Annotated in this window: 17 protein-coding genes, 1 tRNA gene and 1 riboswitch; of the genes, 2 read left to right on the forward strand and 16 right to left on the reverse strand. The window is 68.9% G+C overall.

Features of this window, described 5'->3' with window-relative positions; genetic code table 11:
• Window positions 1-124 precede the first annotated feature (124 nt).
• The 10 genes from ABD204_RS12490 to ABD204_RS12535 all read right to left on the reverse strand — a co-directional run bounded on the left by ABD204_RS12490 (window position 125) and on the right by ABD204_RS12535 (window position 9,093).
• Window positions 125-1,030, reverse strand: coding sequence for an alpha/beta fold hydrolase (locus tag ABD204_RS12490; protein ID WP_194424569.1), 906 nt, complete (start codon window positions 1,028-1,030; stop codon window positions 125-127).
• The gene (locus ABD204_RS12495) at window positions 1,027-1,779 is read right to left on the reverse strand and encodes a 3-hydroxybutyrate dehydrogenase (protein ID WP_194424568.1); all 753 of its coding nucleotides are present in this window, start codon (window positions 1,777-1,779) and stop codon (window positions 1,027-1,029) included. The genes ABD204_RS12490 and ABD204_RS12495 overlap by 4 nt, the downstream gene beginning before the upstream one ends.
• A complete protein-coding gene (locus ABD204_RS12500; RefSeq protein WP_194424567.1) occupies window positions 1,772-2,458 on the reverse strand; it encodes a TetR/AcrR family transcriptional regulator in 687 nt (228 codons plus the stop codon). The genes ABD204_RS12495 and ABD204_RS12500 overlap by 8 nt, the downstream gene beginning before the upstream one ends.
• Window positions 2,442-4,010, reverse strand: a complete 1,569-nt coding sequence (locus ABD204_RS12505; RefSeq protein ID WP_194424566.1) for a class I adenylate-forming enzyme family protein — start codon at window positions 4,008-4,010, stop codon at window positions 2,442-2,444. The genes ABD204_RS12500 and ABD204_RS12505 overlap by 17 nt, the downstream gene beginning before the upstream one ends.
• Window positions 4,007-5,128 (reverse strand): branched-chain amino acid ABC transporter permease, encoded by a 1,122-nt coding sequence (locus ABD204_RS12510; RefSeq protein WP_194424565.1) that lies wholly within the window; start codon window positions 5,126-5,128, stop codon window positions 4,007-4,009. The genes ABD204_RS12505 and ABD204_RS12510 overlap by 4 nt, the downstream gene beginning before the upstream one ends.
• A 1-nt stretch (window position 5,129) precedes the next feature.
• Window positions 5,130-6,005, reverse strand: a complete 876-nt coding sequence (locus ABD204_RS12515; RefSeq protein ID WP_194424564.1) for a branched-chain amino acid ABC transporter permease — start codon at window positions 6,003-6,005, stop codon at window positions 5,130-5,132.
• A complete protein-coding gene (locus ABD204_RS12520; protein WP_194424563.1) occupies window positions 6,002-6,715 on the reverse strand; it encodes an ABC transporter ATP-binding protein in 714 nt (237 codons plus the stop codon). Before ABD204_RS12520 ends, ABD204_RS12515 begins: the two co-directional genes overlap by 4 nt.
• Entirely contained in the window at window positions 6,712-7,485 is a 774-nt protein-coding gene (locus tag ABD204_RS12525; protein ID WP_194424562.1) for an ABC transporter ATP-binding protein, read from the reverse strand. The genes ABD204_RS12520 and ABD204_RS12525 overlap by 4 nt, the downstream gene beginning before the upstream one ends.
• Window positions 7,486-7,503: 18 nt before the next feature.
• Window positions 7,504-8,709 (reverse strand): substrate-binding domain-containing protein, encoded by a 1,206-nt coding sequence (locus tag ABD204_RS12530; protein ID WP_194424561.1) that lies wholly within the window; start codon window positions 8,707-8,709, stop codon window positions 7,504-7,506.
• A gap of 308 nt (window positions 8,710-9,017) precedes the next feature.
• A tRNA-Lys gene (locus ABD204_RS12535) sits at window positions 9,018-9,093 on the reverse strand.
• Window positions 9,094-9,197: 104 nt separating this feature from the next.
• Here ABD204_RS12535 and ABD204_RS12540 point away from each other — a divergent pair.
• Together ABD204_RS12540 and ABD204_RS12545 are read left to right on the forward strand one after the other, a co-directional pair.
• Window positions 9,198-10,031, forward strand: a complete 834-nt coding sequence (locus tag ABD204_RS12540) for an inositol monophosphatase family protein (RefSeq protein ID WP_322597597.1) — start codon at window positions 9,198-9,200, stop codon at window positions 10,029-10,031.
• Window positions 10,031-10,618: a hypothetical protein gene (locus ABD204_RS12545; RefSeq protein ID WP_194424560.1), complete on the forward strand. Its 588-nt coding sequence runs from the start codon at window positions 10,031-10,033 to the stop codon at window positions 10,616-10,618. The genes ABD204_RS12540 and ABD204_RS12545 overlap by 1 nt, the downstream gene beginning before the upstream one ends.
• 25 nt (window positions 10,619-10,643) lie before the next feature.
• Here the strand turns inward: ABD204_RS12545 and ABD204_RS12550 are convergent, their stop codons facing one another.
• The 6 genes from ABD204_RS12550 to ABD204_RS12575 form a co-directional block, all read right to left on the reverse strand.
• Window positions 10,644-12,164, reverse strand: a complete 1,521-nt coding sequence (locus ABD204_RS12550; protein ID WP_322597596.1) for a bifunctional hydroxymethylpyrimidine kinase/phosphomethylpyrimidine kinase — start codon at window positions 12,162-12,164, stop codon at window positions 10,644-10,646.
• 17 nt (window positions 12,165-12,181) lie between these two features.
• Window positions 12,182-12,862: a thiamine phosphate synthase gene (thiE, locus tag ABD204_RS12555; protein WP_322597595.1), complete on the reverse strand. Its 681-nt coding sequence runs from the start codon at window positions 12,860-12,862 to the stop codon at window positions 12,182-12,184.
• The gene (gene thiM, locus ABD204_RS12560; RefSeq protein WP_194424559.1) at window positions 12,859-13,701 is read right to left on the reverse strand and encodes a hydroxyethylthiazole kinase; all 843 of its coding nucleotides are present in this window, start codon (window positions 13,699-13,701) and stop codon (window positions 12,859-12,861) included. Before thiM ends, thiE begins: the two co-directional genes overlap by 4 nt.
• Window positions 13,693-13,784: riboswitch (TPP riboswitch) on the reverse strand. (Overlaps the previous gene by 9 nt.)
• A gap of 93 nt (window positions 13,785-13,877) precedes the next feature.
• Entirely contained in the window at window positions 13,878-16,490 is a 2,613-nt protein-coding gene (locus ABD204_RS12565) for an alpha-L-rhamnosidase (RefSeq protein ID WP_194424558.1), read from the reverse strand.
• A gap of 34 nt (window positions 16,491-16,524) precedes the next feature.
• On the reverse strand, window positions 16,525-17,592 hold the full coding sequence (locus ABD204_RS12570; protein WP_344098540.1) for an alcohol dehydrogenase catalytic domain-containing protein: 1,068 nt from the start codon (window positions 17,590-17,592) through the stop codon (window positions 16,525-16,527).
• Window positions 17,526-20,225 (reverse strand): alpha-L-rhamnosidase, encoded by a 2,700-nt coding sequence (locus tag ABD204_RS12575; protein ID WP_322597594.1) that lies wholly within the window; start codon window positions 20,223-20,225, stop codon window positions 17,526-17,528. The genes ABD204_RS12570 and ABD204_RS12575 overlap by 67 nt, the downstream gene beginning before the upstream one ends.
• Between the last annotated feature and the right edge of the window lie 25 nt (window positions 20,226-20,250).

A 20,250-nucleotide genomic window follows, 5' to 3' on the forward strand; every position in this document is an offset into this window, starting at 1 on the left:
ATCCCGCCCCGCATCGCCGGCGAGACACCGCTTCCGCCGCGAGAAACCGCGTGTTGCGGTGCGTCTCGCGGCGGAAGTGGTTTCTCGCACGCGCAAGAGGCGCGGGCGCGACCCGGACAGGGCGTCAGACGAGGGCGAGTTCGGCGCGGAGGATGCCCGCGACCACGTCGGCGCCGGCGTCGGACATCACCACCGTGTAATGGTTGAATCCGTCGACGCGACGATGCTCGATGTCGGGGTGCGCGGCCAGGACCGTGTCCAGGTGCGCCGGCGGGTAGAGGCCGGGTTCCTCGTTCTGCAGCCCGCGGGGAACGCTGAGGAAAACCGTCGGGTGGGATAGGGCGCGCAGCGCTGCGCCGAGGGTCGTTCCGCCGGTCATGTCCGCGGTGTCGTCGCGGGTGACGGCATGGCTGGTGGCGGGGCGCAGCCGCCCGGGGGCGTCGGCCGCCGGGACGAGGTCATACGCGAAGTAGTCCTCGAGCCGCGTCTCCCATGCACCGGTGAAGGCGGGATGCGCACGCCAGAACGCGAGGTAGGCCGATTCATCGTCGAACCGCATCGACAAGCGCGCGGCCGTGGGGCCGAGGACGGCGGCCATGATCTCGTCCGGATCGCCGGCGGGCACCGCCAGCGGCAGGCCGCCGTCGACCAGGACCAGTCGCGACACGCGCTCCGGGTACCGGTGGGCGAACACAACCGAGACGAAGCCACCCATGGAGTGGCCCGCGACGGTGGCGCGTTCCACGCCGACGGTGTCCAGCAGCCGGGCCATGTCGTCGGCGTGCGCGGCCATGCCGGCCGGACCCTCGACGGCGTTGCTGCGTCCGCGCCCGCGCAGATCCGGCGCGATCACGCGCACACCGGGCAGGCGCGGCGCGACCCACGCCCAGGCCAGGTGTGAGGACGTGACCCCGTGCACCGCGAGGATCGTCGGCGTGTCCTCGGCCGCGTCCTCCGGTTCCCACACCACGGCGTGCAGGGTGCCGCCGGGCACGGCGACCGCGACGTCGCGGGAGATCTGCGCGCTCATCGGGCCGTCCATCCGCCGTCCATCGTGTAGGAGGCACCGGTGACCATACCGGCGTCGGGGCCGGCCAGCCACGCGGCGAGCGAGGCGACCTCGTCGGGTTCGATGAGGCGTTTGACCGCCGTCTCGGTGAGCATGATCTTCTCGACCACCTCCGACTCGTCGATGCCGTGGGCGCGGGCCTGATCGGCGATCTGCTTCTCCACGAGCGGGGTGCGCACATACGCCGGGTTGATGCAGTTGCTCGTGACCCCGTGCGCGGCCCCTTCCAGCGCCGTGACCTTCGACAGCCCCTCGAGGCCGTGCTTGGCCGACACGTACGCCGACTTGTAGGCGCTCGCGCGCAGTCCGTGCGCGCTGGAGATGTTGATGACACGACCCCACCCGCTGTCGTACATGTGGGGCAGCGCGGCGCGCACGAGCAGGAACGGCGCCTCGAGCATGAGGCGCAACAACAACCGGAAGTCGTCGGGGACGAAGTCGGTGATCGGCGCGACCCGCTGGACACCGGCGTTGTTCACGAGGATGTCGGCGTCCAGCCGCACGTCGTCGAGGGCGGCGGTGTCGGCGAGATCGACCGCCCACGCCTCGCCGCCGAGTCGGTCCGCGGTCTCCGCGGCGGCGTCGGCGTTGAGGTCGACGATGATCACGTGGGCGCCGCGCGAGGCGAAGGCCTCCGCGCAGGCCAAGCCGATCCCGCTGGCACCGCCGGTGATGAGGGCGCGCTTTCCGGCCAGGGTCTGTTCAGGCATCCGTGGGTCCTTCCATTCCACCTCGGGGGGCGAGGGCGTTGTCGATGAAGCGCATCATCGCATCGAACACGTGCGCGTCGAGTTCTTCGGGGGGCACACCGTCGGCATCCCGCTCCCACAATAGGAAGCGCATGCCGATGAGTTCCCCCATGCCCATGAGCGCCCACGCGGTGACCGTCGGGTCGAGGCGTCGATCGACGTCACCGACCTGCTGCGCGGCACGCAGGCCCTCCTCGTAGCCCTCGACGATGCGTGTGTAGTGCAGGTGCAGGGTCTCGGGCGAGACGAACTCCGCTTCACGGACCACGCGATACAGAGCGGGATGCGCGGCGGTGAAGCGGAAGAACCCGGCGAACCCGGCGCGCTCGGCCTCGAGCCGACTGGCCGCGCCGATCATGGCCTCGCTCATCGAGTGACGCACGCGCTTGTTGAGGTCGATCACGAGGGCCTCGAAGACCGCCTGTTTGCTGTCGAAGTAGAGATAGAAGGTCCCGAGTCCGATGCCGGCACGCTCGGTGATCTTCACGATCGACGCCTCGTGGTAGCCCTGCTCGGCGAAGACCTGCTCGGCCGCCTCGAGCAGCCGCCGGCGGGTGGCCTCGCCGCGTTTGGTGAGCGGGCGGCCGGTCGCCTTGGAGACGACCGGTGCATCGAGCTCGGCGTCAGCGGGTGTGGTCAAGGGAGGCTCCCTCCGCGAGGCGTGCGGCGCGATCGCGCAGCCGGGCACGGGCGATCTTGTCGATGGCCGACGTCGGCAACGCGTCCACGAAAGCGACCGCGACCGGGACCTTGAACCCCGCCAGGCGCGCCCTGGCGTGGGCGATCACCTCGTCGGCGGACGGGGTCGTGCCGCGCACCGCCACGCAGAAGGCGACGCCCCGCTCCCCCCACACCGGGTCGGGGACACCGACGACGGCCGCGGCGGCGATCAGCGGGTGGCCCACAAGCGCACGTTCGACCTCGGCGGGCGCGACGTTCTCGCCGCCGGAGATGAAGATGTCCTTCAGGCGGTCGACGATCGTGTGGATCCCGGAGACGTCGCGGTGGACGAGATCACCGGTGCGCAGCCACTGCCCCGCTCGTGCCCGTGCGGTCGCGGCGTCGTCGAAGAGGTAGCCGGCGAACACGCTGGGACCGCGCACCCAGAGCTCCCCGATCCCCGCCCCGTCCAGTTCGAGCCCCGTCTCGGGGTCGACCACGCAGACGTCGACGTGCGGGTAGGGGCGTCCGACGGCATCCGGATGCTCCCTCGCGTCGGCCTCGGAAAGGTACAGCACGTTGGGTCCGGCCTCGGTGAGTCCGTAGCCCTGGGTGAGGGCGACGCCGCGGGCCGCCCAGCGTCGACGCACATCACCGGGGACCGTGGCACCGCCGACGAGGGCGAGGGTGAGCGCATCGAGGTCGGCCTCCTCCCAGCCGGGATCTGCGGCGAGCAGCGCGTACTGGGTGGGCACGCCCATCATCGCCGTGACCTTGCGCTGGGCCAGCAGCTGCAGCGCCCGGGCGGGCTGGAAGGCACGCTCGAGGACGACGGTCGCGCCCACCCACCACGCCAGCAACGGCTGGCAGTTCCACGCCGCGACGTGGAACTGCGGGAGCATCGCCAGCACGACGTCGGCGCTGGTCAGGGGGAGGGCCCCTGCGAGCGCCATGTTGTTCCAGAAGCAGTTGGCGTGGGTGAGCACGACCCCCTTCGGTGCCGCTTCCGAACCGGAGGTGAAGATGACCAGGAGGGGGTCGTCGTCGCCCACGGACCGGTCCGCACCGGGCCGGGAGGCGCGCGGCACCTGGGTCTCGACGCCTCCCGCGCCGAGCAACACGGTGGCGGGGGTGTCGTCGACCGTACGCAACGCCTCACCCGCCAACACGACGTGCTCGTCGTCGACCAGAAGCAGGTCGGGGTCGCTGCGCCGGATGAGGTCGCCGGCCTCACCCGGGGTGAGGCGCCACGACAGCGGCATGAACGCGACGCCGGCCAGCGCGCATCCGAAGAAGGCCACGACGTGGTCGGCGGAGTTCCCGGAGATCGTCGCGATACGGCTGCCCGGCCCGTAGCCCGCCGCGCGGATGGCGGCGGCGAGGGCGGATGCGCGACCGGCGAGGGTGGCGTAGTCGACGGTGACACCGCGGTCGTCGATGGCGATCGCGTGCGGTGACTGCGCGGCCCGGTCGGTCACCCAGCGGCCGACCGTGTGCGCTCCCGCCGTCTCGAGCGAGGGCACCGTGGTCATGCCCGCACCTCGACGGGGTGCTCCGCCTGGGTCGCGGCGTCGTCGATCTCCTCCAGCGTGCTCTCGTCGTGACCGGGCCCGCGGCGACGGAACAGCTTGTCGACGGTTCCGGCGATACCCCCGGGGAGGAACATCACCACGAGGATGAACAGCGCACCGAGCAGGAACAACGGCTCGGACAGCGGGATGCGCAGCACGTCGGGGAGACCGGCGACGGCCTCGGATCCGGCGAGCACGGTGAGGCGCTGGTCGAGGAGCGTGTACAACACACCCCCCACGATGGCACCCCAGCGGAAGCCGACGCCGCCGAGGACGACCATGACGAGGATCGTGATGGTCAGATCGGCCGACACCGCACGCGGCACCGTGCCCGACTGCAGGAGCATGTAGGCGACGCCGGCGAGGCTGGCCAGGACGGCCGCGATGACGAAGACCGTCAGTCGCACCGTGAACGGCGACAGCCCCAACACCCGCACGCGTTGCTCATTCTCGCGGGTGGCGCGTGCGAGGTGGCCGAGCCGGCTCTTGTCGACCCACAGGGCGACCAGGTAGACGACCACGAGGATCGCGAGGGTGAGCCAATAGAGGTTGCGCGTGTTGACCACACCGACCAGCGCATCCGGCACGGAGTCGGTGTTCAAGCTGAGGCCCTCCTCGCCGCCGGTGATGTCGGAGTTTCGACGCACGAGCACCGACCCCGCCTGCGCGAAGGCGAGGGTCACCATGGCGAAGGGGATGCCGGAGACCCGCATCGACACCGCACCGGTGGCCAGGGCGATCACCATGCCGCCGAGCAGGGCGATGAACACCCCCGGCCACAACGGCACTCCGAGGTGTTCCAGTGCGATGCCGAGGCCGTAGGCGCCCGCCCCGAAGTAGAGCGCGTGCCCGAACGAGAGCATCCCGGAGGTGCCCAGGAGCAGGTTGTACGACAGGGCGAGGGCGGCGAACACCATGCACAGCGACAGCAGGGCGAGCGTGCCCGGCATGTAGGTGGGGGTGGGGAGGATCCCCGGCAGCGACAGGTTGAGGAGCGGCAACACCGCCATGAAGACGACCAGCGCCATGCCGATACCGACCGGGACGAACCGGCGCACGTTCTTCGAGGAGCGCGACATGTCAGGCCCTCCTTCCCATGAGTCCGGTCGGTCGCAGCAGCAGCACCGCGGCCAGGAGGATGACGACGATGAAGTCGCCGGTGCCGTTGAGGTAGGTGTTGGCGACCTGCTGGAGCACCGCGACGAGGATGGATGCGATCGCGGCGCCCGTGAGGGAGCCGAGACCGCCGACGACGGTGACGATGAACGCGAAGATCAGCAGCGTCGCCCCCATGTGCGCCGAGACGTAGTTGGTGTAGTGCATCGCCATGACCCCGCCGATGCCGGCGGCGGCACCGCCGATGGCGAACACGAGGGTGAAGGAGCGTCGCACGTCGATACCGAGCGCGGTGACCATCGCGCGGTTCTCGACCCCGGCACGGATGACCATGCCGTAGCGCGTCTTCTGGAGGAACAGCACGAGGCCCAGCAGCACGAGACCGGCGGCCACGATGAGCACCCAGTACTTGTTGGGGATGCGCGCACCGAGGATCTCGGTGGTCTGGGTCAGCCACGGCGGTCCGGCGATGGTGATCGCGTCGGTGCCCCACATGCCCTCGAACAGCGCGACGGCGGCGAGGGACAGACCGACGGTGACGAGCACCTGTTCGATGTGTCTTTCGTACAGCGGTCGGATGAGGACGAGCTCGGTGAGGGTGGCGAACACGGCGCCGACGACGGCGCCGACGAGGATCGACAGGAGGAACGACCCCCACGAGTCGGTGCCGAGTGCCTGTGCGACGAACCACCCCATGAACGCGCTGAGGGTGAGGAAGGCGCCGTGGGCGAAGTTCAGGACGTGCATGAGGCCGTAGATGAGGCTCAGGCCGCTGGCGACGAGGAAGTAGAGGGCGCCGAGTCCGACGCCGGTGACGAGGGTGAGGACGAGGGTGCTCATGCGTGGGCCTCCGCGTGCACGCCGAGGAGGCGCTTGGTCAGCTCGTCGTCGTCGAGGATCTCTGCGGCCGAGCCGGTGTGCACCACGCGTCCGGCGCCGATCACGACGGCGGAGTCGGCGAGGCGGCGTACGACCTCGAGGTTCTGCTCGACGAGCAGGATCGGCACGACCTTCGCCGCCTCCTGGAGCGCCTCGGCGACCTCGGCGACGATCCGGGGGGCCAGGCCTTTGGTGGGCTCGTCCACCAAGAGGAGTTCGTTGTCGTTGATGAGGGCGCGCGCGACCGAGACCATCTGCTGCTGACCGCCCGAGAGCGTGCCGGCCGGCTGGTCGCGTCGTTCGACCAGGTCGGGGAAGAGCGCGTCGACGAACTCCCGGCGCGGGTTCTTCTGTCGCTCCGCGAGCGCGAGGTTCTCGGCCACGGAGAGTTTCGCGAACACCTCGCGGTCCTCGGGAACGTAGCCCACGCCGCGCTGGACGATGCGGTGGGTGGGCATCCCGTCGATGCGGGTGCCTCCCAGCGTGACGGTGCCGCGTCGCTGGATCAGGCCGAGGATGCCGCGCAACGTGGAGGTCTTCCCGGCGCCGTTGCGGCCGAGGACGGCCGTGATCCCGGTTGCGGGGACCTCGAAGGAGACGTCTTCGACGACCTGTTGACCGGCTATGGAGCACCGCAGGTGCTCGACGGTGAGGATCGGCGCCGCGCTCATGCGGCACTCCCCAAGTAGGCCTGCTGCACGACGGGGTCCTCCATGACCTTCTGCGGTGTGTCGTAGGCGATGATGCTGCCGAAGTACATGACGGCGACCTTCTCGACCAGGCCGAGCAGCACCTCGAGGTGGTGCTCGACCATGAGCACGGTGCAGGCTTTGTCGGCCTGCATCGTGCGGATGTTGTCCACGAGTCCGGCGACGTCACCCGAGGCGACACCGGCCATCGGCTCGTCCAGGAGCACGATGTCGGCCTTGGTGGCGAGGATCACCGCGATTTCGAGCTTGCGCTTGTCGCCGTGGGAGATGTCCCCGGCCAGGGCGCGCGCTTTGTGGTCCAGGCCGACGGTGCGCAGCTTCTCGTGGGCGATCTCGACCGCCTGGTCGGCGCGCCGCGGGAAGTGCAGGAGCGACCCTGAGCCGCCTCGGGCGGCCTGGGCTGCCAACCGGACGTTCTCCAGCACGCTCAGCTGCGGGAACAGGCTCGAGGTCTGGAAGGTGCGCCCCAGTCCCGCCCGGGCCCGCGCCGGCACGGACATCGAGGTGATGTCCTCCCCGTGCATGAGCACGCGGCCGGCGGTGGGCTTGACGAGTCCGGAGATCACGTTGAACAGCGTGGTCTTGCCGGCGCCGTTGGGGCCGATGACCCCGACGAACGACCCGGCGGCGACGTCGAGCTGGACGTCTTTGAGGATCGTCGCTCCCCCGATCTGCAGACCGAGGCTCTCGACGCGGATGGCGGACTCCACGGGCGGGACTGGTGCGTTCATCTCTGGTGCTGCCCCGCCTTACTGTGCTTCGGCGGGGGCGACGGCGTCGGCGTCGACCGTGTCGATGAGCTCGGGCACGAACGTGTCGCCGTCGGCGACCAGGCGCACCTGGTACATCTCCTGGATGAGGGCGTGATCACCCTCGCGCACGGTCATGGTGCCCTTGGGGCCCTCGAAGGTGAAGCCTTCGAGGGCGTCGATCATGCCGTCGACCTCGCCGCCGCCTTCGGCGATCGCCTGGACGATCATCACGGCCGCGTTGAAGCCGTCGGGGCTGAACAGGTCCGGTGTCCCTCCCTCTGCTTCGATGTACTCGACCATCGCCGCGTTCACGTCGTTGTCGGGTCCGCCGGGGAAGTAGTGGTTGAGGAAGTTGATCTGCTCGGAAGCTTCCCCGTAGGCGCCGAAGGTCGCGGCGTCGCCGAGGCCGGTCACGACCGGGATCTCCTCCAGCACGCCCTGCTGGCTCATCGCCTGCCACATGGCGCCGCTGGTGGCACCGGCCCACGCGACGAACACGAGGTCGGGGTCGCCGGCGAGCACCTGCTGGGCGAACGGGGTGAACTCGGTGATGTCCTCGGCCACGAGGACCGAGTCGACCTCGGCGCCCTGGGCTCCGAGGATCGCCGAGACGGCCGCTTCGTTGCCCTGCCCGAAGGCGGTGTCCTGGGCGAAGACGGTGACTTTCATGCCTTCGAGGTCGTCGAGGAAGGTACCGGCGGTCGCGACGTCCTGCGCACTCTGCCGGCCCGAGCGGAACGTGTAGTCGTTGATGCCGGTCACGGCATCCGCCGCGGCGGGACCGGAGATGTAGAGGACCTGGTTCTGCTCGGCCTGTTCGGCGACGGCGAGGGCGACACCGGACGAAACGGTGCCGGCGAGGATGTTCACCCCCGATCCGATGAGTTCTTTGACGGCGGTGACGGCCTTGTCGGGGTCGCCCCCGTCGTCGCGGTACTCGACGTTGATGGCTGTGCCGTCGACTTCCATCGTGCCGTCGGTGGCCCAGTCGAGACCGGCCTTGAAGCCGTCGAGGTACTGTTCGCCATAGCCGGCGAGAGCGCCGGTCTCGCTCGTGACGATGCCGACGGTGACCTCACTCGTCGCGCCGTCGTCGCCCGAGGAGTCTGAACCGTCGGTACCGGTCTGCGGCGCACAGGCCGCCAGGACGAGGGCGCCCGCGGCGACCGCGGACCCCAGGAGGAACTTCTTCGTACTCCGCATGTGCGTGCCTTTCGCCATTGAGAAGGGTGCATGACCTGAAACCCCGTTCAGGTCATGCAGATACCTAAACATGAGACCTTGTTCAGGTCAATACCCGCACATCCACACCCCCAGCCACCCCGACCCGGACCCCGAGAAACCCCGATCGCCGCGAAACACCGCGCAATGCGAGGCGTTTCGCGCGAAAACGGGTTTGTCGAAGCCTCGCCGGATGCGACCACGGGCGTGGCGGGATGGGTCGGGGTGGGGCGGGCGCGGGAGACGCGAAAACCCCGGGATGCGTGCGCATCTCCGGGGCTTTCGGGTGGTGGTGCGCCCCCAGGGACTTGAACCCTGAACCCACTGATTAAGAGTCAGTTGCTCTGCCGATTGAGCTAGAGGCGCGGAATCGGTCCGCCGTTCTTACCGGGCGAACCGAGGGTCAACGTTACCATCACGATCGCCACATCTGAAATCGAGACGCGCGTGCGCCACCTATCCTTGGAGTCGTGTCTTCCCCCGACCTCTCGACGCCATCCGAGCCGATACGCGCCGATCACGCCGACCTCGACCTCGCGTTGCGCATCGCGGATGCCGCAGACGCGGTCACGATGGCCCGGTTCGACGCCGCCGACCTCGACGTCCGGCTCAAGCCCGACCGTTCGCACGTGACCGAAGCCGACCTCGCCACCGAGCGGGCGATCCGCGAGATCCTCGCTGCGGAGCGTCCCGACGACGGTGTGTTCGGGGAGGAGTTCGGTGTGACCGGCAACGGCTCACGACAGTGGATCATCGACCCGATCGACGGCACCGCGAACTACCTCAAGGGCATCCCGATGTGGGCCACCCTCATCGCCCTCGCCGTCGACGGCGTGCCGCAGGTCGGCGTGGTCGCCCAGCCCGCCCTCGGCCGCCGCTGGTGGGGTGCGACCGGACACGGCGCGTGGACGAACACCCCGGCGGGCGACCGTCGCATCCGGGTGTCGGATGTGGACGACGTCGCCGACGCGAGTGTGAGCTTCCAGTCCATGGGCCAGTGGCGCGGGTACGGGCGCCTCGACGCCCTCGAACGCGTCACGAGCGCGGTGTGGCGCGACCGCGGTTACGGCGATGCGTGGCCGTACATGCTGCTCGCAGAGGGTCGATTGGAGTTCGTCGCCGAGTTCGACGTGAAGCGCTATGACATCGCGGCGCTCATCCCGATCATCCGGGAAGCCGGCGGCACGTTCACCGACATCGACGGGGGCGAGGACCTCGACGCCCTGTCGTCCCTGGCCACCAACGGCCACCTGCACCGCCCGTTCCTCGATCTCATCCACGACCGCCTCCCGGAGACCTCTTGATGCCTCTGTCCCCTGTCCGCGCCGGCCTGCTCACCGCATTGACCGTCGCGGCGCTGACCCTCGTGGCCTGCAGCGCCACCCCCGAGCCGGTCGTCACGGAGGACGCGCTGCCCTCGCCGAACGCGACGACCCCTGAGCCCACGGCGACCCCGGACCCGACGAAAGACCCCGAGCCGGTCTCGATCGGCGTGCCGACCTGCGAAGGGATCATCCCGCAGTCGCTGATCGCCGAGTACGAGGCAGCCGGGTGGTCCGTAGAAGAGAGCACCTTCCGGGTCGGCGGCCTCGAGATCACCGAGGGGGTGCAGTGCCTCTGGGGTGACTTCACGGTCGCCAGCGACCACGTGCAGCTGTTCGGATGGGCGCCGATCACGAGCGAAGAGTCCGGCGCAGCCCAGGCCGAGCTCGTGTCGGCCGGCTGGCGCAGCGAGACCGATGACCGCGGCGTGATCGTCACCGAGAGCACCGATACGACGGTCGCGACCGATGACGAGGGCTACGGCCTGACCTACCTGTTCGGCGACGGCTGGGTGAAGTACGCCGACACGAAGCAGAGCCTCGTGCTCGTGGAGTGGCCGCGCAGCTGATCCGCCCGCGTCGGCCGGCCGCGTGTCATCGGTCGGCGACCTGCATGGGCGGGGTGCGCACGACGGTGTCGTCGGCGCGCTGGGCGAAGAAGGCGTATTCGAACGCGGCGGCTGCGTCGAAGGCGACCGCCATCCGCTCCCGCGTCTCGCCGTCGGCGGCGCCGGCGGCGTCGTCGACGTACCCGATGGCGGTGCGTGTCGCGGCGGCGAACTCCGGGGCACTGTAGGTCTGCAGCCACTCGCGGTACGGATGCCCCGTCGTCGCGCGAGGCGCCAACCGCCGCCCGATGTCGATGTAGATCCAGAAGCACGGCAACAGTGCCGCCACGAGGGTCTCGTACCGGTCGGCCGACGCGGCGAGGTGTTCGAGATAGGCGCGACACGCCGCGGACGGGTCGATATCGGGTTCACCTCCGAGCCACGTGGTGTGGAGGTCGAGCTCGGCCACGAGGGAGCCGTGTACGGCATCCGCCCAGAACGCCTGCGCGTCGCGCGTCGGGGCGAGGGTGCTGGCCCGTGCGAGCATGCGGGCGTAGTCGCGCAAGTAGCGCGCGTCCTGACGCAGATAGTGCGCGAAGTCCTCGGCGGGAAGGTCGCCATCGGCGAGTTGCCGGACGAACCAGACGTCGTCGATCGCCTCACGCACGGCACGCGTGCGCGCCCAGGCGGCGGCGGTGAACACGCCGCCGCCCCACGAGCCCGGGTCACCGACCGAGCCTGCCGGCTCGTCCGCGGCGACGTGCGGCGCACGGTCGCGGAGCGCCACGAAGTGGTCGACGGGACCGTGCCCCTCCCCGACCTCCAGCGCGGCACCCGCCTCGATGGCCGCGTGGAGCCAGTGCTTGGTCTGGCGCAGAGCCTCCGCCCAATCGCCGGTCGCGGCGTATCGGGTGGCCAGGGCGCTGGACAGGGAGCATCCGGTGCCGTGGGTGGATGTCGTGACGATCCGCTCCCCCGCGATCTCGGTCAAGACGCCGTCGGCGGTGACGACCGCGTCGGGGGCTTCGGCGCCCGTGAGGTGTCCGCCCTTGACGATCACCACGACGCCGTCGCGTGCGGCGACTCGCTGCGCCTGCGCGAGCGCGTCGGTCCACCCCTCGGCACGCGGCTCCCCCGCGATGACGGCGAGTTCGGGGATGTTCGGGGTCACCGCGTCGGCCAGGGGCAGCATCCGGCGCAAGGCGTCTTCGGCGTCGGCGTCCAGCAACCGGTCGCCGCTGGTGGCGATCATGACGGGGTCGAGCACGACCACCGGCACGGGATGTGCGCGCAGCCATACGGCGACTTCGTCGATGACCGCCGTGGTGCCGAGCATGCCGATCTTGACCGCGTCGATCGTGATGTCTGCGGCGATCGTGTCGAGCTGTCCGCGAAGGAACGCCACCGGCGGCACGTGCACGTCGGTCACGCCCCGTGTGTTCTGGGCGGTGAGGGCGGTGACCACGGCCATGCCGTAGCCACCGTTGGCGCCGATGGACTTGAGGTCGGCGTGGATGCCCGCCCCGCCGCTCGGGTCACTGCCGGCGATGCTGAGAACGCGGGGCACGACCCTCCGTCCGGCGGTCACGACCGTCCCCAGGCGGTCGCGAACCCGCGCGTCGCGGCCTCCGGGTCGGGCGCGGCGCAGATCGCCGAGACCACCGCCGCGCCGGCGGCACCGGCGTCACGGAGCGCCGGGATGTCCGGCAGGTCGATGCCGCCGATCGCGACGCAGGGCGCCGGCGCGGTGGCGGCGAGCGCGGCGAAGCCGTCGACGCCGAGCGGTGCGGGGTGGTCGGGCTTGGTCGCCGTGGCGCGGATGACCCCCACCCCCAGGTAGTCGACCGTCCCCGGCGGGTGGGCGGCGACGGCGTCGAGGTGCGCGGGCGTGTTCGCGGTCAGCCCGACGAGCGCGCGGGTTCCGTCGGGGTTGTGGGTGCCGACGAGGTCGCGCACGGCCGCGACGGGGAGGTCGGACTGGCCGACGTGTACGCCGTGGACGGCCGCGCCGGCGGCCCGGGCCGCCAGGAAGACGTCGACGCGATCGTCGACGACCAGTGCGGAACGCCCGGCGGTGATCTGTGCGGCACGGAGGACGAGGTCGAACACGTCGCGTGTGGGGGCGTTCTTCTCGCGGATCTGCACGACTCCGACCCCTCCGGCGACGGCGCCCGCGATCACGGCGAGCACACCGCGGTCGCCGCTGAGCGCGGAGTCGGTGACGAGGTAGGTGCGCAGGTCGACTGTGGTGGTGACGCCGTTCACGACAGTCTCGCGCGCTGCTCGAGCTGCTCGGGCGTGAGGGTGTGCAACGCATCCAGCAGGGCCACCGCGAACGACCCGGGCCCGGTGCTGACCGCCGCGGCGTCTTCGGCGGCGACCGTGTGGGCCAGGGTCGCCGCCACGGCGGCGGCGAGCGCGTCGTCGGTCGTCGAGGCGAATGCGGCCATGAGGGCACCGAGTGCGCATCCGCCGCCGGTGACGGCGGTCAGCCACACGTGCCCGTTGGCGACGCGGACGGTGCGGGCGCCGTCGGTGATGAGGTCGATCGGCCCGCTCACGGCGACGACGGCACCGGTGCGGGTTGCGAGCTCGCGGGCGACGTCGGCGGCGTCCTCCGCGGAGTCCGTCGAGTCGACGCCCTTGCCCCCGGACCCCGCGCCGGCGAGAGCGAGGATCTCGCTGGCGTTTCCGCGGATGATCGTCGGCGCGGCGTCGCGCAGACGGGCGGCCAGCTCGGTGCGCACCGGGAGCACGCCGACCGCGACGGGGTCCAGCACCCACGGTGTCTCGGTCCGCGTGGCGGCCTCGACCGCTTCGAGTGCGGCCTGTCGCTGCTCGGCGGTGGGGGTCCCGAGGTTCACGAGCACGCCACCGGCGACGCCGGCGAGCACTCCGGCTTCGTCCGGGATGTCGCACATCGCCGGCGAAGCGCCGGTGGCCAGGAGCACGTTGGCGGTGAACCCGGTGACCACCGCGTTGGTGATGCACTGCACCAGGGGTTCGGATGCGCGGACCCGCTGAAGCAGGTCGGCACTCGTGCGGGCGAACGCCGAGACGTCGCCGTCGAGGGTGGATACGGACGCAGACGTGCGAACAGTCATTCGCGACATCCCTTCGCTAGTACGAACTAGATCAGGTTCGACGGGTGTGTTCTCAGCGCGTGCGCGCACCCCGTGTCACTCGGTTCCACCCTACCGGCGCGCCCCCGGGGCGCGCTCGGAGGTGGCGAGGGAGGACGTCGACCGACGTCATAGGCGCGGCTCCCCCGCATTCGAGCTCAGGCCGATTCCCGCAGTCCCGACCACCCATGCTGACCGGGACCTACCACTATCGGCCCGGAGCCGCCCGGTAACCACACATCCGCCTCGGTACCGTGTGGCACCTCGACGTGGAACTCTACCGTGGCATCTTCGCGTACCCACCGGACCGCGATGTCCCCGTATGGCGAAGTGTGGCGGGCCGAACCGTGATCGAGCGCGAAGCACGCGAGCGGGCGTACCTCGAATCGTCGATACCCCGGAGCAGTCGGAGCGATCCCCCCGATTCTGCGATGCATCCAATCGGCCACGGCGCCGTTCGCGTAGTGGTTGAAGGAGGTCATCTCGCCCGGATTCACGGACCCGTCCGGCAGCATCGAGTCCCAGCGTTCCCACATCGTGGTCGCCCCCATCTCGACCGCGTAGAGCCAGGAGGGAAGTCGAGTCTGGGTGAGCATGCGAAGCGCGACGTCAGGTCTGCCTGCGATCACGAGTGCGTCAAGGATCACGGCGGTGCCGAGGAGACCAGTGGCGACGGTGCAATCAGCATCGAGCACGAGCCGGACGAGGCGTTCGCCGGCACGCGCACGTCGACCTTCGTCGCTGATGAGGTTCCCGCACAGGGCCAACGCGTAAACGGTTTGGCAGTCGCTACGCACCACACCGTCTTCGGCGACGAAGTGGCGTTCGAAGGACGCTCGTATCTCGCCGGCCATCGTCGAGTAGTGGCGAGCATCGGAGTTCAGCCCGAGGCGGGAAGCGGCTTCGGCCAGGAGCTGCGCGGATCGGGAGAAGTATGCCGTCGAAACGACGGTCGGATCGGCCTGTGCTCGCGCGGGATCGTCAGGGGGCGCGAGCGGGTCGAGCCAATCCCCGAAGGGTCCCCCTGTGGTCCAGATGTGGTCCTCGCCCGCGAGTGCGCGGACCTTGTCGACCCACGCACGCATGGACGGATACTGACGTCGGAGAAGACCGAGATCGCCGAAGGACAGGTACAACGACATCGGCACGACCACCGCCGCATCTCCCCACCCGGCGGCGGTCGCCCTCATCTCGCGCAGAACGTCGGGGACGATGAACGGCACCGAGCCGTCCGCCCATTGCTCAGCGGCCACATCTTCGAGCCAGTCGGCCAGGAAGCCCGAGGAGTCGAACAAGTAGTTGGCCGTCGGTGCGAAGAGTTGGATGTCGCCGGTCCACCCCAGCCGCTCGTCGCGCTGGGGGCAGTCGGTGGGCACCTCCAAGAAGTTCCCCCTCGCGCTCCATACGACGTTTTCATGGAGGCGGTTGAGTCGGGGATCGGATGTCGTCATCCACCCGATGCGTCGCAGGTCGGTGCCGAGTACGACCGCGACCACCGACACGACATCTGATTCGTCGACACCCGCGATGTCGATGTACCGGAAGCCGTTGTAGGTGAACGAAGGGCGGAGCATCTCCTCCCCGTCGCCGGCGCAGATGTAGGTGCACGTCGCTTCGGCGGATCGCAACGGCCTTCGAGCTAGCTCGCCCCCTTCCAACACCTCCGCGTGCCGAACGACGATTCTGTCGCCGCGCTGTCGATCACGGACGACAAGCTCCACCCAGCCCACGAGGTTCTGACCGAAGTCGGCTTGAAGCCGCCCCGAGGGCGATCTCATCAGCGACACCGCGGGCTTGCGCTCCGTTGCGCGCACAGATGGCCCCCGTCGCGCGACGAGTCTCGAGCGATCCTCGTCCAGGACGTCGACAAGCTCCGACCGAGCGGCGTCGATGGACAGGGGCAGACGCATGTCCCGGCACTCACCGTCGTAGAAGTCATCGGAGAGAATGCCTGTCGGCAACGCCGACCAGGATCCGTCCGACAAGACCATGCGGCGCGAACCATCCGGGAACTCGAGCTCAAGCTGCGCGATGAGCGCGAGTCGATCACCGTAGTTCAGACGATTGCCCTTCCACACCAATTGACCACGGAACCATCCGTTGCCGAGGATCGCGCCGAGAGAGTTGACGCCTTCTCCCAGATGCGACGTGACGTCGTATGACTGATATCGAAGTCTCTTCTCGTATGCCGTCCAGCCGGGCGCGAAGATGTCCTTTCCGACACGGACGCCGTTGACGTAAGGCTCGTAGATGCCGTGTGCGCTGATGTACAGCCGCGCGGCGGCCGGGGCTTCCTGCAGCTCGAATGTCGTGAAGATGTGTGGCGCGCCGTCCGTGAACCCGCCCAACGTCCGCGGAGTGACGAATTGCGCAGACCAGTCCGATGATTCGAGGAGGCCCACGGCAACCTCGCAGGCATCGCTCCACGCAGTCCACCGCCCATCCCGGGCCTGGCAACGCACCCGCACGACGCCATTCTGCCTCGACGCCATCGTCTCGAACGGCCACGCGACGAGCACGCTGTCCCGCGACTCCACGCGTTGTGTCGAGGACTGACCCCCCGACGCGAACTCGACCTCGTAGCAATGCTGTTGGAAATCGGGGGCTCCCCCGATTAGACGCCACGAGAGCCGCGGGGCGCCCACGCCGAGGATCTCCCCCGGCTCGACATGCTCGAGCTGCACGTTCCGGACGAGGGGCGTGACGGCGTGTCGATGGGAACCGTCGGGGGGTGACGCCGCTGGATGGGGGGTGTTCGAGGAGAGGGTCATCGTTCGCTTTCGATCGGGTACGTCGTCGCCGGCCTCATACCGTCCGCCAATCTATCGCCGCCGCGACGGCGCCCAGCTTGCCTTCAGCGACGGTGCGCGCGAGTTCGAGGACGGCATCCACACTCATCGCCAAGTGAGAAACGAACGCGGTGAGGTCAAGCGCCCCGCTGCGCATGCCGTCGAGAGTTGCCACGATGCGGTTGGGAGTCCATCCTGCGACGAAGTCAGCTCTCATCTCCCGCTGTTGAAGTGCCGCCATATCACCCCAGTGGCGCACGCCGTTCGGCGAGTGTCCGCTGTACACGATCTGTCCCCGCCCAGGCTCAAGCGCATCGATGTAGCCAGCGAATGCGTCGTCATTCTGCACCGTGTCGATCACAGCCACAGGACCCCAATCGGCAAGCGGATCGGCGCCCGTCGCGCGTGCGTTGCGGGTCGAGATGCCCGTCCCCTCGAACGGCGCAAGCCGCTCGTCGTGCCGACCCTGCAGCAGAACCCGGAACCCGCGCGCGTGGGCGGCGAGCGCCGCCGACGCACCGATGATGCCGTCACCGATGACGCAGACGCTCTCTCCAGGGCTTCCGGCAAGACGCGACGCGGCGTTGTAGCCCACTTGCGCAGAGATGACGAAAGCCGAGCTCACCTCAGGGACTCCTGTCGCATCGAAGACATTCTGCGCGGTGCTGATCACCGCCGACGCGTGGCACCCCCACCCGGTTTCGACGCCCGTGACTCCCGTCGCCGAGACGGCGACCACCGACTGGCCCACATCGAACCCGGTCACATCCGCGCCGACTGCCTCGACGGTCCCGGCGACTTGGTAGCCCGGAATGAGCGGGTACGTGAAATCGCCCCATTCGAACTGCCCCGTCATGACCCATCGGTCGGTCCCGGTACTGAAGCCGGACAGGGACGATCGTATGAGGACTTCGTCCGGGCGAAGCGCGCGAAGTGTCACCTCACCGATGCGCGGAGGCTTCGGGGGGTCGGCGATCAGGGCCCGTGCTGAGGTGTTCATGAGTCTCCTACGCTGAGTCAGCTGTTCCGCGCGAGGTCGCCACACGCGGAAGTCGTATCGAAGGTTGAGGGGCGCGAAGACCATTCGGGCAAGGTCTGTGTCGCGTCACCACCGGGGTCGTTCGCGCGCAGACAGTGGGGCTCCCCTTGCGGGTGCGAAGTATCGAAGTCGAACGTGTGTGTGCCCGCTCCCACGTGCCTCTCAAGTCCCGGAAGCCGGATGACCGCCGTGCTCCCCGGTGGGATGGTGAGCGTCGCGGAGCCTCGACCATCGACGACCTCCCACTCGACCGCGATCCGCCCGCGCGGTGATTCATGCCAGGCGTGAACGGGCGACAGCTCCTCGCGGACAAGCGGTTCCACCCGCAACGATCGGTAGGCACACGAGCCAGGTTCTTGGTCGATACCGCCGATCACCCGGTAGATCCACTCTCCGACCGATCCCAGCGAGTAGTGATTGAACGAGTTCATGCGAACGTCCTGAAACCCGGCATGCTCGGTATAGGCATCCCACCGTTCCCAGATCGTCGTCGCACCACGGTCGATCGAGTACCCCCACGACGGGTAGTCGCGTTGAAGCACCAGCGCGAGGGCGAGATCCGAGCGCCCGATACGTGTGAGCACCGGACCGATGAGGTTCACGCCGAGGAACCCGGATGTGAGGCGACCTCCACGCCCCTCGATCTTTCGGACGAGCCTGTCTCCAAGAGCCCGGCGATTTTCCGGCGGCGCGAGATCCCAGGCGAGGGTGAAGAGGTAGCCGCTCTGGGTATCTCCCTTCACGGTGCCCCCCGCGATGAACTCCTCGGCATACAGAGACCGCCGATGCGCGGCCCGCGCGGAGAAGAGCGCCGCATCGTCTGCGAATCCGAGCTCTGACGCCGCGCGTACCACCAGGTCGAGGGATCGGATCTGGTAGGCGGCGGCGACGAGGCCATGGGGCGTGTGTTCGTCGACCGAGAGCCAATCGCCGAAATTGTTGCCGAGCATCCGCGTCCACAGGCTGTCGGGATTGTTCCGCTCCACCCACTGAACCCACGCGCGCATATGCGGGTAGTGCTCGGCGAGGAGTGAAAGATCGCCGTACTCCTCGTAGAGGACCCACGGCACGACCACCGCGGCGTCACCCCAACCGGGCGCGCCGACGTCGAAGTTGGACGATCCCGGGGGGACCGGCGCGACATCCGGAACGCAACCATCCGGGGTTTGGCTTGCGAACAGATCGGAAAGCCAGCTCGTGAGAAAGGCCCGGGTGTCGACATTGAAACTCGCCGTGCGAGCGAAGATCTGCGTATCCGCCGTCCATCCGAGGCGCTCGTCTCGCTGCGGACAATCCGTGGGGATCCCCACGTAGTTCCCCCGCAGGCTCCAGAAGATGTTCGACTGGAGTTGCTCCAGGAGAGGATTTCCGCTGGAGAATCCGCCGACGCGCGGAAGGTCCGACGCCAACACCTGAGCGTGGACATCGGTCAGGTGCGCGGGGGTGCGAAGCCCATCGACTTCGAGGTACCGGAACCCGTGCAGGGTGAACAGAGGCTCGAACAGCTGGACCGGATCCCCCGTGGCGACCACAACGTCCCGAGCCTCCGCCGAGCGGAGATTCTCCGTGTAGACCCTCTCCCCCGACAACGCTTCGCCATGTCGGAGCTCGATGATGTCTCCCGCTGAAGCACCTCGTATGCGCAAGCGCACGCGGCCGGTGAGATTCTGCCCGAAGTCGAACACCGTTGCGGTGCCGGCGCGATGTTGTGCGCAAGCGGGAAGCTCCTCGACCACCCGGATCGAATCAGACTGCTGTCCCTTCAGCACGCTCGTGGGCGCGTCCCGAACCTCCACCCGAGTCCAGCTCGAATCGTCGAACTCAGGGCGATGCCACCCCGGGGTCGCGATTCGAGGATCGTGGTATTCGCCCATCAGGAGATCGGACATGACGATCTCCCCCGCCCCCGCACGCCACCGATGATCCGTCTCGATTGAGACGTGCGAACCATCCGCGAACTCGACGTGAAGCTCTGCAATCAGCTCGGGCGCAGCTCCGTAGAGCTTCGCCTGACGTCGCGTGTCGTACCCGACACGGCCGCTCCACCATCCATCCGCTACGGTCGCACCGAGCACGTTGTCGCCCGGTTCCAATAACGCGGTGACGTCGTGCACCTGGTAGTCGATCCGCGTTTCGTAGCGGGTCCAGCCCGGAGCCAGCTCGTCATCGCCGACACGCACACCGTTGATCCATGCCCGGTAAATACCATGCGCCGAGATGTGCAGCCGCGCTCGGACGGGCGTACGAGACCCGAGCGCGAATTGACGCCGGAACTGGGTAGGTGGCAGGGAATACATGGTCGCCCACGATCGGGGAAGATCGCCGGTGTCGGCGGGATCGAGCGGCTCACCTGCGTCGTCCGCTCGCCTCACGTCGTTCCGGGCGATCCATTTGGCTGACCAGGGCCTGTCGCGCATACCCGTTTCGAACCGTGCGAGCGTGCGCCGCTCCGGCCCACCGATCGGTGCGATCCACCACTGATAGCTCGTACAAGGGCGCAAGGCCCCTTCTGGGATGCGCACCGAGAGAACGTCGGAGGAGACCTCGGTGGACCAGACCGCATCGACCACCGTGCCGTGGGCGTCGAGTTGCTCGAGTTGCACTCTGGCTCGATTCCCCGCGGCGTGCAGCGCTTCGCTCCCACACTTCCACGACAACAGCGGACGCGAATCATCCACTTCGCGCGGCTCGGTTCGGGCACAC

The sequence above is a fragment of the Microbacterium aquimaris genome (assembly GCF_039531285.1).
GTDB classification, from domain to species: Bacteria; Actinomycetota; Actinomycetes; order Actinomycetales; family Microbacteriaceae; genus Microbacterium; species Microbacterium aquimaris.